15 protein-coding genes are annotated in these 14,367 nt (G+C 28.4%); 12 read left to right on the forward strand and 3 right to left on the reverse strand.

The window, feature by feature from the left end; all coding sequences use genetic code 11:
* Positions 1-69: 69 nt before the first annotated feature.
* The 6 genes from Q0997_RS02655 (at position 70) to Q0997_RS02680 (ending at position 4,296) form a co-directional block, all read left to right on the forward strand.
* The gene (locus Q0997_RS02655) at positions 70-1,044 is read left to right on the forward strand and encodes a sensor histidine kinase (RefSeq protein ID WP_299884170.1); all 975 of its coding nucleotides are present in this window, start codon (positions 70-72) and stop codon (positions 1,042-1,044) included.
* Entirely contained in the window at positions 1,041-1,736 is a 696-nt protein-coding gene (locus tag Q0997_RS02660; RefSeq protein ID WP_299884172.1) for a LytTR family DNA-binding domain-containing protein, read from the forward strand. Before Q0997_RS02655 ends, Q0997_RS02660 begins: the two co-directional genes overlap by 4 nt.
* A gap of 30 nt (positions 1,737-1,766) precedes the next feature.
* Entirely contained in the window at positions 1,767-2,471 is a 705-nt protein-coding gene (locus Q0997_RS02665) for a hypothetical protein (RefSeq protein WP_299884174.1), read from the forward strand.
* Between the two features lie 308 nt (positions 2,472-2,779).
* Positions 2,780-3,301, forward strand: a complete 522-nt coding sequence (locus tag Q0997_RS02670; protein WP_299884176.1) for a sigma-70 family RNA polymerase sigma factor — start codon at positions 2,780-2,782, stop codon at positions 3,299-3,301.
* A 1-nt stretch (position 3,302) separates the two neighbouring features.
* Positions 3,303-3,482, forward strand: coding sequence for a hypothetical protein (locus Q0997_RS02675; RefSeq protein ID WP_299884178.1), 180 nt, complete (start codon positions 3,303-3,305; stop codon positions 3,480-3,482).
* 4 nt (positions 3,483-3,486) lie between these two features.
* The gene (locus Q0997_RS02680; protein ID WP_299884181.1) at positions 3,487-4,296 is read left to right on the forward strand and encodes a mechanosensitive ion channel domain-containing protein; all 810 of its coding nucleotides are present in this window, start codon (positions 3,487-3,489) and stop codon (positions 4,294-4,296) included.
* A 257-nt stretch (positions 4,297-4,553) separates the two neighbouring features.
* On the opposite strand, the gene Q0997_RS02685 is transcribed toward Q0997_RS02680, so the two are convergent.
* The gene (locus Q0997_RS02685; RefSeq protein ID WP_299884183.1) at positions 4,554-6,644 is read right to left on the reverse strand and encodes a S46 family peptidase; all 2,091 of its coding nucleotides are present in this window, start codon (positions 6,642-6,644) and stop codon (positions 4,554-4,556) included.
* An 83-nt stretch (positions 6,645-6,727) separates the two neighbouring features.
* On the opposite strand from Q0997_RS02685, the gene Q0997_RS02690 reads away from it, so the two are divergent.
* The 3 genes from Q0997_RS02690 (at position 6,728) to Q0997_RS02700 (ending at position 9,240) form a co-directional block, all read left to right on the forward strand.
* Positions 6,728-7,870: a methionine aminotransferase gene (locus Q0997_RS02690; RefSeq protein WP_299884185.1), complete on the forward strand. Its 1,143-nt coding sequence runs from the start codon at positions 6,728-6,730 to the stop codon at positions 7,868-7,870.
* A 61-nt stretch (positions 7,871-7,931) separates the two neighbouring features.
* Entirely contained in the window at positions 7,932-8,453 is a 522-nt protein-coding gene (locus Q0997_RS02695) for a hypothetical protein (RefSeq protein WP_299884187.1), read from the forward strand.
* Positions 8,454-8,457: 4 nt separating this feature from the next.
* Positions 8,458-9,240 (forward strand): amidohydrolase, encoded by a 783-nt coding sequence (locus tag Q0997_RS02700; RefSeq protein ID WP_299884188.1) that lies wholly within the window; start codon positions 8,458-8,460, stop codon positions 9,238-9,240.
* Here Q0997_RS02700 and Q0997_RS02705 read toward each other — a convergent pair.
* Positions 9,224-10,834 (reverse strand): Ig-like domain-containing domain, encoded by a 1,611-nt coding sequence (locus Q0997_RS02705; RefSeq protein WP_299884190.1) that lies wholly within the window; start codon positions 10,832-10,834, stop codon positions 9,224-9,226. The genes Q0997_RS02700 and Q0997_RS02705 overlap by 17 nt on opposite strands.
* Before the next feature lie 276 nt (positions 10,835-11,110).
* Here Q0997_RS02705 and Q0997_RS02710 point away from each other — a divergent pair, with 276 nt between their 5' ends.
* Together Q0997_RS02710 and Q0997_RS02715 are read left to right on the forward strand one after the other, a co-directional pair.
* A complete protein-coding gene (locus Q0997_RS02710) occupies positions 11,111-11,605 on the forward strand; it encodes a hypothetical protein (protein WP_299884192.1) in 495 nt (164 codons plus the stop codon).
* A 239-nt stretch (positions 11,606-11,844) separates the two neighbouring features.
* Entirely contained in the window at positions 11,845-12,384 is a 540-nt protein-coding gene (locus Q0997_RS02715; RefSeq protein WP_299884193.1) for a hypothetical protein, read from the forward strand.
* A 68-nt stretch (positions 12,385-12,452) separates the two neighbouring features.
* On the opposite strand, the gene Q0997_RS02720 is transcribed toward Q0997_RS02715, so the two are convergent.
* Positions 12,453-13,130, reverse strand: a complete 678-nt coding sequence (locus Q0997_RS02720) for a ComF family protein (protein ID WP_299884195.1) — start codon at positions 13,128-13,130, stop codon at positions 12,453-12,455.
* A gap of 118 nt (positions 13,131-13,248) precedes the next feature.
* Here Q0997_RS02720 and Q0997_RS02725 point away from each other — a divergent pair, with 118 nt between their 5' ends.
* Complete coding sequence (locus tag Q0997_RS02725; protein ID WP_299884197.1) at positions 13,249-14,190, forward strand: hypothetical protein; 942 nt, start codon at positions 13,249-13,251, stop codon at positions 14,188-14,190.
* Positions 14,191-14,367 lie beyond the last annotated feature (177 nt).

Below are 14,367 nucleotides of genomic sequence, written 5' to 3' on the forward strand. Positions count from 1 at the left end.
TTGTCACGTTAAGATGGGTTTTTGTACTTCATTTTTGATGGTTAACTCATTTCTAAGTACTTTTCAATAGTGAAAGACACTTTTTTAAAAAAACATGGCTCGCAAATATTAGTACACATCTTATTCTGGATGCTTTTTGTATTGGTATCTTTATTTGTATTTTCTAGATACTACTGGAAAGAGAATCCGTTTTTACAGTATTTATCAATACTCGTAGTTATAGTATATGTAAATAATATTTTACTACTTCCTTTATTTGTAAAAAAGAAATGGTATATACCGTATGTCTTTGTATTTGCAATTATTTCATTTTTTGCAACACAATTATATTGTAATGTGTTTACTAAATGTGGCTGTTCTGTAATGAAATGCCTTAGTGACTACTTATGGCAAACATTAGTACCTTTAATTTTCTTTTCATTTGTATGGATTTTGTACCGTTATATAGATAAACAAGCAGAAGTAGAGCGAGTAAAGAAAGAGCATACAGAAATGGAGTTAAAATTCTTGAAATCACAAATAAATCCGCATGTATTGTTTAATAACTTAAATACTATTTATTCTTATTCTATAGAAAAACCAAACGAGGTTCCAGAGCTTATTTTAATGTTATCAGATAATTTAAAACATGTGTTATACGAAAGTAATGCAGAAACTATTTCGTTAGAAAAAGAACTTCAGTTTCTAGATAATTACATTAAGTTTCAACGAATACGAACAGAAGGCGTAAAACAAATTTTTTATAAAACAGAAATACAGTCTACAAACAAAAAAATAGCGCCACTATTATTAATAACCATTATTGAAAACGCTTTTAAACATAGTACACTAAATAGTGATATTTCTATTTCTATAATGGAAAAAAATGGTCTTTTGCAATGTGTTTGTGCAAATGATTATAATAAAAATGAAGATTCAGCTAATTTTAAAATAGGCTTACAAAATTTAGAAAAGCGATTACAGTTAATATATAAAGATAACTACAGTTTTATTATTGATAAATCTGATACATTTAAGGTTACATTAAAACTAAATTTAGCATGACCTGTATAATATTAGAAGATGAAATACCAGCTCAAAATATTCTAAAGAACTTTTTAGGTAAATTACCTAATATAGAATTAAAAGGCGTTTTTAAAGCTGCTATTGAAGCCAATACGTTTTTAAATACTAATACAGTAGATCTTGTGTTTCTCGATATAAACTTGCCAGATATTTCAGGATTAGATTTTATAAAAACGATTAAAAATCCACCAGCAATAATAATGACAACGGCTTACCCAGATTATGCTGTAGATAGCTTTGCATTAGAGACTATTGTAGATTATTTAGTAAAACCATTTTCTTTCGATCGGTTTTTAAAAGCTTTAAATAAAGCTGAAAAATTCACTGCTAAAGCAGCTAATGTTTCTAAAGAAAACAAAAGTGAAACTCTATTTTTAAATGTCGATAAAACACATCATAAAATAATAATAAATGACATCTTACATATAGAAAGCGACAGGAATTATATTACCATACTAACTAAAACGCAAAAATTATCTTACATCGATTCGTTAAAAAATTGGATAGAAAAATTACCTAAAAATGATTTTATTCAAATTCATAAATCATTTATTATCAATAAAAATTATGTTGATAAGATCTCTGGGAATGAGATTTATGTAAATGGAAATAGATTGCCAGTTGGACGTACTTATAAACAGGAGTTATTAGAGCGATTGAAGATTGTATAACATTGGAACAATATTTGTTTCAATATTATAATGAAAAACATCTATTTTTTAAATATCGGATTAATTATAGTCTTTTGCTTTTTCTTAGTTTCTTCGGTTTCAATACAAGAAAAAAAAGAGAAAGAATTATATACTTCATTACCTAAAGTCAAAAACTTCTATAATAAAAAGAAGTTGTTAGATATAGAAAATAAATTGGTTAAAGTCACTTATGGTGTACAGTATGATGGAGAGTTAAAACCTGAAATCCGACTTAATAATTGGTTACGTTCTAATACTGAAAAGGATTTTTATATCTATGACACTCAGTTCAAAAAAGGGCTAAAAATTATAGTAGATACTACTCAAATAATTTTTAAAGAAACACCCGGTTTTAATTATGAGAAACCTACTAATGCTTATCCCGTGTTTTTATTTAATAAAACAAATGCAGATATAGCCATCGGTTTTGGAAGTTTAATCTATATGATTTTAGAAGCCAAAAATGAAAAAGGTGAGTGGAAGCCAATTGAAAAACAAGATTATTATTATTGTGGGACTGGTGTTTATGAATATGTTCTTAAAAAAAATAAATTATGTGTAACGGCTGTGCATAAATATTCTGGAAGTTTTAAAACAAAATTAAGATTGAGACACTTAGGGAATTATTCTAACGAATTTGAAGGATACATAAACCCCAGTGAATTTGGAAAATATGAATCGCATGAAGCTGATTGGTTAAGTGTTGTAAAATAAACTAATATAGCTTTTGAGAGAAACTATTTAATTAGACATAAAATTAGCATTGCTAAAGCTATTAAATAGATTAATTAAGAGTATGATTATATAGTGTCTCTCAGTTTCTTTTCTTACTACTTCTTTTATTATATAGATAATAATTAAATACAAAAATATATTTTGGCTTGATAGTTGAAATTAGATTGAAAAATATCTCAAACTATTATGTGACCAACTTTTAAATTTTGTGTCTAAATTAGTGATGATAGTAATATTTAGCCGTACTGAAACCTATAAAACCACTACATAGTTTAAATGACAAGGAGTTGGTAGCAAAAATAGTGGAGAGTAATAACACCTATTTTTTTGCTATTCTTTACGATCGTTATGTTGAAATTATTTTCAATAAATGCTTGAGTTTTGCAAAATCTAAAGAAGAAGCAGAAGATTTAACACATGATATTTTTATATTACTTTTTGCAAAATTGAGAACATTTAAAGGAGAATCTAAATTTTCAACATGGTTATATGCTTTAGTGTATAATCACTGTGTAAACTATGTGCAAAGAGTTGTTAAAAAAAAGAATGAAAAATTTGTTGATGTTGAAGATGTTAATACAATTAAACATCCAATACTTGATGAAACTATATTCAAATTAAATGCAGAATTGCTAAAAAAGGCTTTACAAAAATTGAAGCCAGAAGACAGAATGATTTTACTTATGAAATATCAAGATGATATGACGGTAAAGGGAATAATGGAGTCACTTAATTTAGGAGCAAGTGCTGTTAAAATGAGACTCAATCGTGCTAAAGGAAGATTAATGGATTCATATAAAGGTTTATAAAATGGAAAATCCTTTTAAAAAAATACTACAAAGTGAAAAAATATCTATAGATGTAAAATCTAAGGTAATGGGCGATGTTGAACGATTAAAACTTGTAATTGATATAGCCGATTTATTTATGATTAAACATCCAAGTACATTAAATGATATCTTAAAAACAGCTAAAGGCAAAAATAAATAATATTATGGATAAATTGTTAGAATTCAAACCTATAGAAAATGTGTTTAGAGAACTGGGAGATTTTCTTCCTAAAATACTAGGGGCAATAGTATTTTTTATTATTGCTTGGCTTCTTTTAAAGTTTATTTTGTTTGTAGTTAAGAAGTCTCTAAGGTTTGCCAAAATAGACTCTTTTGTTACTAAGTTTATTAAAAATGGTTCCATTTTTAATACAACTATTAATATACAACCCAGTAAGATTATTTTGACTTTTGTTAAGTGGTGTTTAATACTAATCTTTATTATAATTGGTTCAGATATTCTTGGGTTAGAAATTGTATCAAATGAAGTCAGTAGAATTTTGGCTTATTTGCCGCAGGTATTTAGCGCATTTATCATTTTTGTTTTTGGAGTCTATTTAGCAACTGTTGTAAGCAAATCAACAAAGACCATGTTAAGCTCTTTTGATATAAATGGGTCTAATATTATAAGTAGAATTATATTCTATATTATTTTTTTAATAATGACTGTTATTGCTTTAAATCAATCTGGTGTTAATACAGAAATTATTACTAATAATATGTCTATTATTCTTGGGGCATTTTTAGCTTCATTTGCAATAGGATTAGGTTTTGGCTCTAAGGAAATTATATCAAGATTACTTTTTGGGTTTTACGCTCGTAAAAACTACCAAATAGGACAACAAGTAAGAATAAATGATTTTGAAGGTAAGATAATAGCGATTGATAACATTTGTATGGTTATTGAAAACTCTAATGGCAAAAGAGTATACCCAATAACTAAAATCTCTAATAGCTTAATTGAAATACTATAAAAGTGACGTTTTATGTTTTTTAGTGTCTTACTATATAAGAAGCAATACTATATGTGCTTTTATTTTAAATTAAATAAGATATAAAATAAGTGATCATTATCATTACAATTCAAATATTAGCATTATTAATTATCTTCTTATTACTCCTAGTAAGTATAAGAGAAAGAGAGGATATTAAAGATGATTTGTATAAATAAGAGTAGTCTACTCTATGCTTATTGTTATTGTAAATGATGATTTTTACTTATTAATTTACTCTATTTCTTCTTAGGATGCACCAATTTCATCTCATCAATTAATCGTGTTGCACCAGCATATTTATCAACAATAAATAATATATAGCGAGCATCTACCATAATATTTCTACAAATTTCAGGATCGTAATTCATATCGCTCATCGTGCCTTCCCAAACACGATCAAAATTAAGTCCAATTAAATTTCCATGCGCATCTATTGCAGGACTACCCGAATTTCCACCAGTAGTATGGTTAGTTCCTAAAAAGCAAACAGGGACTTTACCATTAGCATCAGCATATTGTCCATAATCTTTAGCTTCATATAAATCACGCAGTTTTTGCGGAACATCAAATTCATAATCGCCAGGCACAAACTTTTCTATTACACCATCTAAATAACTTACAGGTTGATAATAAACGGCATCTCTTGGCGCATAACCACGAACTTGGCCATAAGTAACGCGAAGTGTACTATTTGCATCTGGAAAATAACGTGCATCGGGTAAAGCTTCCATTAGTGCTGTCATGTATTTAGTTTGTAAAGCACTAATAGCTTCATTTTTTTGTTGATATTCTGCATCAATAGTTTTGTAATATTTCTCTATTATTGGTTTTGCATATTTGTAAGCTGCATCTTTATTAAGTTTCTTTAAGATCTCTTTTGCGTCACCTTCAAATAGAGCTAAAGTTGATTTTAAATTAGTAAAGGCTGTTTCACTGTATATTAATGAATTTACATTTTTGGTGTAAAATGGCATAACAGCTTCAAAAACTCCTTTGTCAACATTCACATCGTAATTTTTATGAATGCCTTTTAACCTGTTAAGTGTTCCTGTTTTTGCACGTTCAAAAACACCTGGATTTAGTGTTATTCCTTGCTCAAATTGATAAGCTCTAAACGTCATTTGCATTAATTCATTAGTCACTAAAAAGACTTCAATGAAATTTCTACGTTTAATATTTGTAGCAGCAAAATCTTTATATAAGCGATCAAATTCAGGAAGTATATTTCCATGTTTTTTGTCTAACCCTTTTTCTTTTATCGCATTGGTAAATTGAGCTTCAAGTTTTTGTCTTTCGGCTACAGCATTACTTTTTTCTATGCCTAAATTTTCACCAATCCATTTTTTCCAAGCATTAGCTATTCTAGCTTGTTTAGAAGCATATTTAATACGAATCTCATCACTAGATTTCATTGCATTATCTATAACTTTTAAAGCAGCTTCGCGAATAGCAATATTACTTGGATTAAAATCTTTAGTAATATGCTCAATTGCAACTGCTGGTAAATATTCGTTTGTACGACCCGGAAATCCAAAAACAAGTGTGAAATCTCCTTCTTCAACTCCATCTAAAGAGATTGGTAAAAAGTGTTTTGGTTTATATGGTTTATTCTCTTTACTATATTTTGCTGGGCGATTATTAGCATCTGCATATATACGAAACATAGAAAAGTCACCTGTATGCCTTGGAAATACCCAATTATCTGTATCGCTACCAAATTTACCAATACTACTAGGAGGCGCACCCACTAAACGAATATCTTCAAATCGCTCAGTCACGAATAAAAAATATTGATTGCCTTTATAAAATGATTTTACTTTAGTGTCTTGCCAAGCTTCTTTTGCAGCAGCAGCCATTGCTGTATTACTGTTCTTAGAGATAGTAGACTGTTTCTCTTTTTCATTCATAGTATCATTTATACCAGCTAATACTTGTGTTGTAATATCTTCAATACGCACAATGAATTCTATAAACAAACCTTCGTTAGGTAATTCGTCTTCAAGATTCATGGCCCAAAAGCCATCTTTTAAATAATCATTCTCTAATGAAGAATGTGATTGAATTTGAGAGAAACCGCAGTGATGATTTGTTAATATTAAACCTTGATCACTAATTATTTCGCTAGTGCAACCACCATTAAAATGACCTATAGCATCCTTTAAGCTCGAATTATTTACATCATATATATCTTTGGCAGTTAGTTTACTGCCCAAATTGGTCATTTCTTCTTCGTTCATACCTTCTAAAAGCGAAGGAATCCACATGCCACCTTGTTGTGCAGATATGTTTATTGTTATAAAAAGTAAAAGGAATTTTAAAAGTCTCATAGTTTTATTTTTTTTACGAATGGTACAAAATATAAAAAAAGCTTTTATTTATTATTGTAACTTTATGCTTATTTAAAGAATTAATGCAGCACATATCTAAACTACCTAATGTTGGTACTACTATTTTTTCGGTAATGAGTGCCTTAGCGAATAAGCATAATGCTATTAACTTATCTCAAGGATTTCCTAATTTTAAAAGCGATCAAAGGCTTATAGATATGGTCTCGCAGGCTATGTCATCGGGTTATAACCAATACGCACCAATGCCAGGTAACATGGAATTACGAGAAGCGATTGCTAATAAAATGGATTTGCTTTATGGTTCTACTTATAATCCAGACAATGAAATAACAGTTACTGCTGGTGCAACTCAAGCAATTTATACTATTATTTCCACTTTTGTAAGAGCAGATGATGAAGTTATTATTTTTCGTCCAGCTTACGATTGCTACGAACCAGCTATAACTCTTAATGGGGGAAAAACAATATCAATACAATTAAATGCACCTAATTATGCTATTGACTGGAATGAAGTAGAACAGTGTTTTTCAAACAAAACAAAACTAATTATTGTTAATACACCTCAAAACCCTAGTGGAAGTGTTTTCTCTGAAACCGATATGTTATCACTTCAAAAAATAACAGAAGATTCTAATTGTATTGTATTGAGTGATGAAGTATACGAACACATTATATATGATGAAATACAGCATCAAAGTATTTGTAAGTTTCAGGATTTAAAATCTAGAAGCTTTATAACTGCATCTTTTGGAAAAACGTTTCATAATACAGGATGGAAAGTAGGTTATTGTTGTGCTCCAAAAGTATTGATGGATGAATTTAGAAAAGTACATCAATTTAATGTGTTTAGTGTAAATCATCCAACACAAAAAGCATTAGCAGACTATATAAAAACACCAGACCATTATTTAGACTTATCTGCTTTTTATCAAGAAAAAAGAGATTTGTTTTTAGGCTTAATAGAAGAGTCCAGGTTTAAATTTATACCAGCTAAAGGGACTTATTTTCAGGTTTTAGAGTTTTCTGAAATCACTAAAGAAAACGATGTTGATTTTGCAAAACGATTAACTATAGATAATGGAATAGCATCTATCCCTTTATCGGTTTTTAACGATAATAAAAAAGATGATAAAGTTTTACGTTTCTGTTTTGCAAAAACGAAAGAGACTTTAAAAAGAGCTGCCGATATTTTAAATAAAATATAAATTGATAAAATAAATTTGGCAACATATTTGCTTAATTCTATTGAATTTAAAACTATAACTAATGAAAGTATTACAAATTACACTTATTTTATTATTCACAATTAATATTTCTTTTGCTCAAGAAATTTCACATAACGATGAAATCTATACAGTGAAGAAAGAAAGTATTTATAAAAATGGAGAAGATGTTACCAACACGTTAACAGAAGAAGAGCAAACTATTATTAAAGATAAGTTTGAGACAAAAAAAGCAGACGAAAAAGCTCAGAAAAAAGCTCAAAAAGAAGCTAATAAAATAGCAAAAGCACAGAAGAAAGCAGAGAAAGAGAGAAAAAGAGCAGAAAAAGAGCTAAAGAAAGTTCAAAAGAAACAAAAAAAGGCAGAGAAAGCTTTAAAGAAAAAAGAAAAAGCACAATCCGCTTTAAATAAAGCGAATTCTAAATTAGAGAATGCTCAAAAAAAATACGATAAGCTTAAAAGAAAAGGAAAATTATCTCCTAAAGATGAAGAGAAATGGCTGAAGAAAATAGAGAAGCTTAATGCAAATATTTTAAAAGCAGATAAAAAACTCCAACGTTTATAAAATAATGAAAGACCAACTAAAAGTAGCAATTATTCAGTCTAACTTGGTTTGGGAAAACCCAGTTCAAAATCGAATTAATTTTGCAAATAAAATTGAATCAATTTCTCAAATTGTAGATGTAATTGTATTGCCAGAAATGTTTACTTCTGGTTTTACAATGAATGCAGAGTCTGTTGCAGAAACAATGCACGGAGAAACTGTAAATTGGATGTTAGATATTGCAAAAAGAAAAGCATCTGCTATAGTTGGTAGTTTAGTTATTAAAGATGATGGAGAGTATTATAATAGGTTATTATTTGTAAAACCAGATGGTACGATTGAGTATTATAATAAGAGACATACATTTACTTTGGCAGGAGAACATAAAGTATATCAAGCGGGAAAAAAACAAAAAATCATAACATATAAAGGTTGGAATATAGCAGCTTTAATTTGTTATGATTTGCGTTTTCCGGTTTGGGCTAGAAATACAGCTAATTATGATGTTGTTTTATATGTTGCTAATTGGCCAAAACCAAGAATTACAGCTTGGGATGCTTTGCTTAAAGCAAGAGCTATTGAGAATATGAGTTATTGTATTGGTGTTAATCGGGTAGGATTAGATGCTACAAACCATGAATATCCAGGACATTCTACTATTTATGATGTTTTAGGAAAACAATTAACTAGTCTAGAACCAAATAAAGAAGGTATTGAGGTTATTGAACTATCTAAAGAACATATTGCAAAAAACAGAAGACATCTTGGGTTTTTGAATGATAGAGATACGTTTAATCTAATAGTATAAAATTTATTATTTGATCAAAACCTGCTGTTCCTTTTATTATCTCAGGATTATAACTAACACGTTCTGGTTGCATACCTTTTAAATAATTTCCAGAATCATAAACACCATTATTATTAGTATCAAAAACAACACGTAAATAATAGTCTTTAGGATCTAAATATAGAAAATCCAAAGGCTTTTCTTCCGTTAAATACTGTTCTGTCTCTACTTTACCATCTTTATCTGTTAATTGAACAATTAAAGGGAATTTACCGTTTCTAATATTAATTTGAGCGTTGTAATAACTATAATCTGTTTTAGTTCGTAAATTATAATTCAAAGTGTCATTAGTGTTTTCAAAAAGATCTACTAATGCATTTGGGTAAACTTTTATGTTATAATTATTTTCTTCAGTCTTATTAAACTTTAAAGAATAGGTGTTAGAAATACTGTCGTAATCTGTATTAAAAGAGACCGTAGTAGAGTCCTTATCTATAATTACAATTTTACTTTTGTCTATTTTTTCAAAAGGTATATTTCCATTTAATTTAAAATCTTCATTAAATTTTATATTACCACTAGGTTTAGCACTTACAATTAAAGAGTCTTTTTTATTATCTTTTATTTTTACAGTAAAAGTGTCTATAATTTTTTTATTAGTTACTTTAAAAATAAGAGAATCTACGTCTAGTTTTGGTGAGTAGAAATAATTTAAAGTATCAGCTTGTTTGTCTTTTATGTAACGTGATTTATAATTTGAAGGAACATTAGATAAAACATCAAAAGTTACTGATTCGTAATTGCCTTCAAAACCAAAAGCTATTTTTTCTCCAGCTACTAGTTTGGGTTTACTAGCTTTATAGTCTCGTTCTTCTAAAAATAGTTTTAAATCATAAAATGCAGAATCATTTGGGACTGTAATAGGAGTTTCATAAAAACCAATTTTATCAGATCCTTGTTGAAATTTATTGTCACTATTTTCATCTTTTAAAGCACGAAGTATATAAGTTCCAGCTTTTACATTTTCTATAGTAAAGTTTGTAGTACTATCTAAAGTATTGGTAATATAATCTGGTGTGCGTTTGTAAATTGTAGAATCGTTATATGTAGAGTCTTTCTCATACAACATGACAGAAACAAAATCATCTGTTTTTAAGCTAAGGGCATCTTTAATACTTCCTTTAACTGTCAAAGAATCAATATAATTCCCTGTAGAAAGTACGTATCTATAATATGTGTAAGGATTTTCTTCGTTATTATCTACTATACTATTACCAAAATTAAAAGCATAAGTAGTATTGGGTTTTAACGTATCGTAAATTTTAATAGTAATATACTTACTGGCCGAACCTAAAGGAGTAATTTCTGGAGGTGTAGACATTGGAGGAGAAACAATAAGCTGTTTGCTTAAATCCTTAATTTTTATGTATTCATCAAAATAAATTTTAATCTCATTACCTGTAAAATTTGTAGAGTAATTTTCAGGAAAAGACTTTGTAATATTTGGTGGGTCAATATCTTTTTCTCCTCCACTAGGATTTCCTCTATTGGCACAATTAGCAAAGATTACTGCAATTATTATTAAAAGTAAGAAATTTAAAAGGGTGTTACGCATATTAAAAAGGCATTGTTTGGCAAATTAACAATTTATTTATGTACTAAAGAAAAACAAAGTTGTATTCATAACAAAGTTTATGAAGAATTTAAGGTTAGAAAAAAAATCATTTAAAATTATTGAGCAAATTTCGAATATGAAACGATTGAGAGCAAATTTGAAATCAGTAATGGCTTTTATATAAATCTGTTTTTTGATGCTAAATACTCAATCTATATTTGTTTAGGAGGAAGCTGAAAAGCCTTAAAAGAGTAAGCTAATTTTAATTTTTTACAAATGAAAATATTTAATTTTTTAGTTTTAGTGCTAGTTTTTGGATTTGTATTTAACTCCTGTTCTTCAGAAGAAGTAGTTTTTCAAGAAGAAAATAATACGTTAAATACTCAAGGCTTAGAAAAAACATCTTCAGCTTCATTGAGTAATGTGCTTTGGTGTGATGGGATTTATATAATAAGCCTTACTAATGGTCCACAAATGAGAAGTCGTGTAGATCTTTCATGGGATTTAGAAAGTTATTTTGTTAATTCAGAAGATGTTACTTTTAATATTGAGTTTCAGGTAGGAGTAAATTCTGGAGGTATTCCTACTTACGGTGAATCTTATATATTTAATGAGCATAGAACGCTTTCAGCTGGAAGTGGTGTGCTACATACTTTTACAGCTTCATATAATGCAATAAGTGATTTAAATGGTTCGGTATCTGGAAGATGGAGAGTTCGTGAAGAACAGTGTGAATGGAGTGATTGGAAAGATCACTATTTTGATTTATAATAAATTGTGAGAGATTTTATATAACTATTAATAGTAATTACAGAGGCATATTTAATTTGCCTCTGTTTTTTTTATAGTAAAGATTATGAATTACTTGTTGAGTAATACTTTTTTAAATCTTAATAAAGTTATAATGTGCTCTGTAAATATTCTGCTATAAAATATTTTTTACAAAATCGAGGGTAACATATTCTGTTAGTATAGAACAGATTAATATATTAATTTTTAACTTTTATATTATGAAACAAATTAGATTTTTAACTGTAATCTTTGCAGTTGTATTAGTGTTTAATTCATGCTCTAATGAGCAAGAAAATTTTGAGAATGAAGAACAGATTTTTAACAAAGAAATTCAAAATAAAGAATTGGGACCAATTAGTAATACCTTGTATTTATATGATATTTGGAATAATTCTAAAGGAAGTTTAGAACAATTGGCTTTTTGCGATTATGTAGAGATTACAAGTCAAACGAACGGTCACCAAATGAGAAGTAGAGTAAATCTTAATTGGACAGTAAGTTTTAATTTTCCACCACCGCCACCGCCACCAGGATTAGTAAGGTATACTGTGGAGTTTCAGCCAGGAATTTCTTTTGGAGGAATTTTAACTTATGGAACGCCTTATTTTTTTGAAGAAGAATTTCTTAGTACTCAAGAAAGTATTAGTGTAAATTACAGTTCATTAGAAGAGTTAGATGGTAATGTGCAAGGTAGGTGGAGAGTTCGTGTAGAAGATTGTGAATGGAGTGATTGGAAAGACTACTATTATGATTTGTAGTAAATTGCGTGATGTTTTATAAAACTACCAATAGTAATTACAGGGGCATATTTAATTTGCCTCTGTTTTTATGCAATTGCCATAGTGGCAATGCTAATTTTAACGTTTTTTGCTTTATTGAGTTCAATAGAACAAGCTTCAATAGTTGATCCGGTTGTAATAATATCATCCACTAAAAGAATATGTTTATTATTAATAGCTTTATCATTTATTATGCAAAAAAGTTCTTTGTTGTTTTGCCATCTAGCAAAACGTTTTTTATTGACTTGAGAAGAGGTGTTTGTTATTTTTAATAAAACATTATCTAGATAATTAGCTTTTAATGCCAAGGCAATTTCTTTTCCAAAAGTTTCCACTTGATTATAACCTCTGCTGCGAAGCTTTTTTTTATGTAGTGGAACAGGAATAACAATGTCTATCGTTTTGTAAACTTCAATTTCACTTAGTTCTTTACCAAGCCAACGCCCTAAAAATGTACCTACTTGTTGTTGTTTTCTATATTTAAGATTATGAATTAATCGTTGTGCAATGCCTTTTTTTTCAAATCTTAATAAAGCAGTTGCATGTTCTATTAATATTCTACCATAAAATATTTTTTTTACAAAATCATTATTGTTTTTATGAAAATCTGTTACAGGTAAGTAATGCCTACAATCTGTACAAATACAAGATTCGTTGTCACTTAGTGCTAATTGGCAAGAGTTACAAGTCTCTGGAAGAAAGGTGTTTATGATTGATTTAAGCATTTAATCGATAAAAAAACAGGGTTCATCATAAATTTATAACATTTTAACGAATAGTCTTTCATTTTTTTTTTAAGTTAATGATTAACTATTAAATTTACATTGTAAACGCTATTAAAAAATGATTATTTATCCCCAAATCAATAATCTTAGAATCATTGTTATACCATTTGTAGTGGTCTTGTCTGTTCTAAGTTATTACAGTTATAAAAGTTATCACTCTATTCAAGAGTATGAAACTTTCTTAGTTCAAGAGAATAAGAATGTTGCCACCGAATTATTCGATATGATTTTTGCTTATCATGATATTGAAGTAGAAAATGAAGGGCTTTTAAATAGACTTGCAGCTTCTAAAAATAGAATTTCTAAAGTTCTAGATTCAGTACAAACCTACGAACCAAGTACACAATTAATTCTTAGTTATAGAAAACAACTAAGAGAGCTAAAAGAAGAGAATAAAAGAATATTAGAACTTGTAGAAGAGCTAAATGAGGAAAATGAATTTTTAAAAGTTCAAGCAGATTATGTTGGTCAAGAGTTAGAACATTCTAAAGAAAGAGTCACTAAATTTGAAAAGAAAAATTCTCAGCTATCTAAAAAGAATATAGGTTTGAAAGCAAAACTTGAGGATGTTTCTAAGCTTAAAGAAAAACTAAAAGACGCATCAAAACCAATAATTAGTAGTATTTCTATTAATGCAGTAAAGCGTATTAAAAGTGATAACATTATTGTAGAAACTAAAAAAGCAAAAAGAACTAAAAAAATACACGCTTGCTTTACTATCCAGGAAAATAAGGTAGCCGCAAAGGGAGTGCAAAATTACTATATTCAAATTATAGACCCTAGTAATAATGTTGTAGGTGATAGAGGTACAGTTTCTATTGATGGAGTTTCTACATTAATATATAGTAAAATGGTAACTGTACAGTACGATAATAAAGCATTAAATGTCTGCGAATTTATAGAGCCTTCTTCTGGGGAGAAATTTGAAAAAGGTCACTATTTTGTTTCGATTTTTAATAATTATGGTATTGTAGAGGAAACGTTTTTCCTGCTAAAATAGAGAAAGAGATATATATTTAATTTATAAAAGGACAGCTTATATAAAATTTATAGGCTGTCTTTGTTTTTCAATTATTTGTTTTTTTTAGTAAAAATATAACTTCATCAATTATTTTATCATTTCATCGAATAAAATGAAGAGTAAAGGGGGTTAATATATAGATTCGCTTAATTAATT

The organism is uncultured Lacinutrix sp. (genome assembly GCF_947500325.1).
GTDB lineage: Bacteria > Bacteroidota > Bacteroidia > Flavobacteriales > Flavobacteriaceae > Lacinutrix.

Excerpts from the sequence above, each read along its gene's own strand:
- Q0997_RS02700 (WP_299884188.1), top strand. The coding sequence starts at position 8,458 with ATGAAAGACCAACTAAAAGTAGCAATTATTCAGTCTAACTTGGTTTGG.
- Q0997_RS02660 (WP_299884172.1), top strand. The coding sequence starts at position 1,041 with ATGACCTGTATAATATTAGAAGATGAAATACCAGCTCAAAATATTCTA.
- Q0997_RS02665 (WP_299884174.1), top strand. The coding sequence starts at position 1,767 with ATGAAAAACATCTATTTTTTAAATATCGGATTAATTATAGTCTTTTGC.
- Q0997_RS02695 (WP_299884187.1), top strand. The coding sequence starts at position 7,932 with ATGAAAGTATTACAAATTACACTTATTTTATTATTCACAATTAATATT.
- Q0997_RS02680 (WP_299884181.1), top strand. The coding sequence starts at position 3,487 with ATGGATAAATTGTTAGAATTCAAACCTATAGAAAATGTGTTTAGAGAA.
- Q0997_RS02685 (WP_299884183.1), bottom strand. The coding sequence starts at position 6,644 with ATGAGACTTTTAAAATTCCTTTTACTTTTTATAACAATAAACATATCT.
- Q0997_RS02690 (WP_299884185.1), top strand. The coding sequence starts at position 6,728 with ATGCAGCACATATCTAAACTACCTAATGTTGGTACTACTATTTTTTCG.
- Q0997_RS02725 (WP_299884197.1), top strand. The coding sequence starts at position 13,249 with ATGATTATTTATCCCCAAATCAATAATCTTAGAATCATTGTTATACCA.
- Q0997_RS02720 (WP_299884195.1), bottom strand. The coding sequence starts at position 13,130 with ATGCTTAAATCAATCATAAACACCTTTCTTCCAGAGACTTGTAACTCT.
- Q0997_RS02705 (WP_299884190.1), bottom strand. The coding sequence starts at position 10,834 with ATGCGTAACACCCTTTTAAATTTCTTACTTTTAATAATAATTGCAGTA.
- Q0997_RS02710 (WP_299884192.1), top strand. The coding sequence starts at position 11,111 with ATGAAAATATTTAATTTTTTAGTTTTAGTGCTAGTTTTTGGATTTGTA.
- Q0997_RS02675 (WP_299884178.1), top strand. The coding sequence starts at position 3,303 with ATGGAAAATCCTTTTAAAAAAATACTACAAAGTGAAAAAATATCTATA.
- Q0997_RS02715 (WP_299884193.1), top strand. The coding sequence starts at position 11,845 with ATGAAACAAATTAGATTTTTAACTGTAATCTTTGCAGTTGTATTAGTG.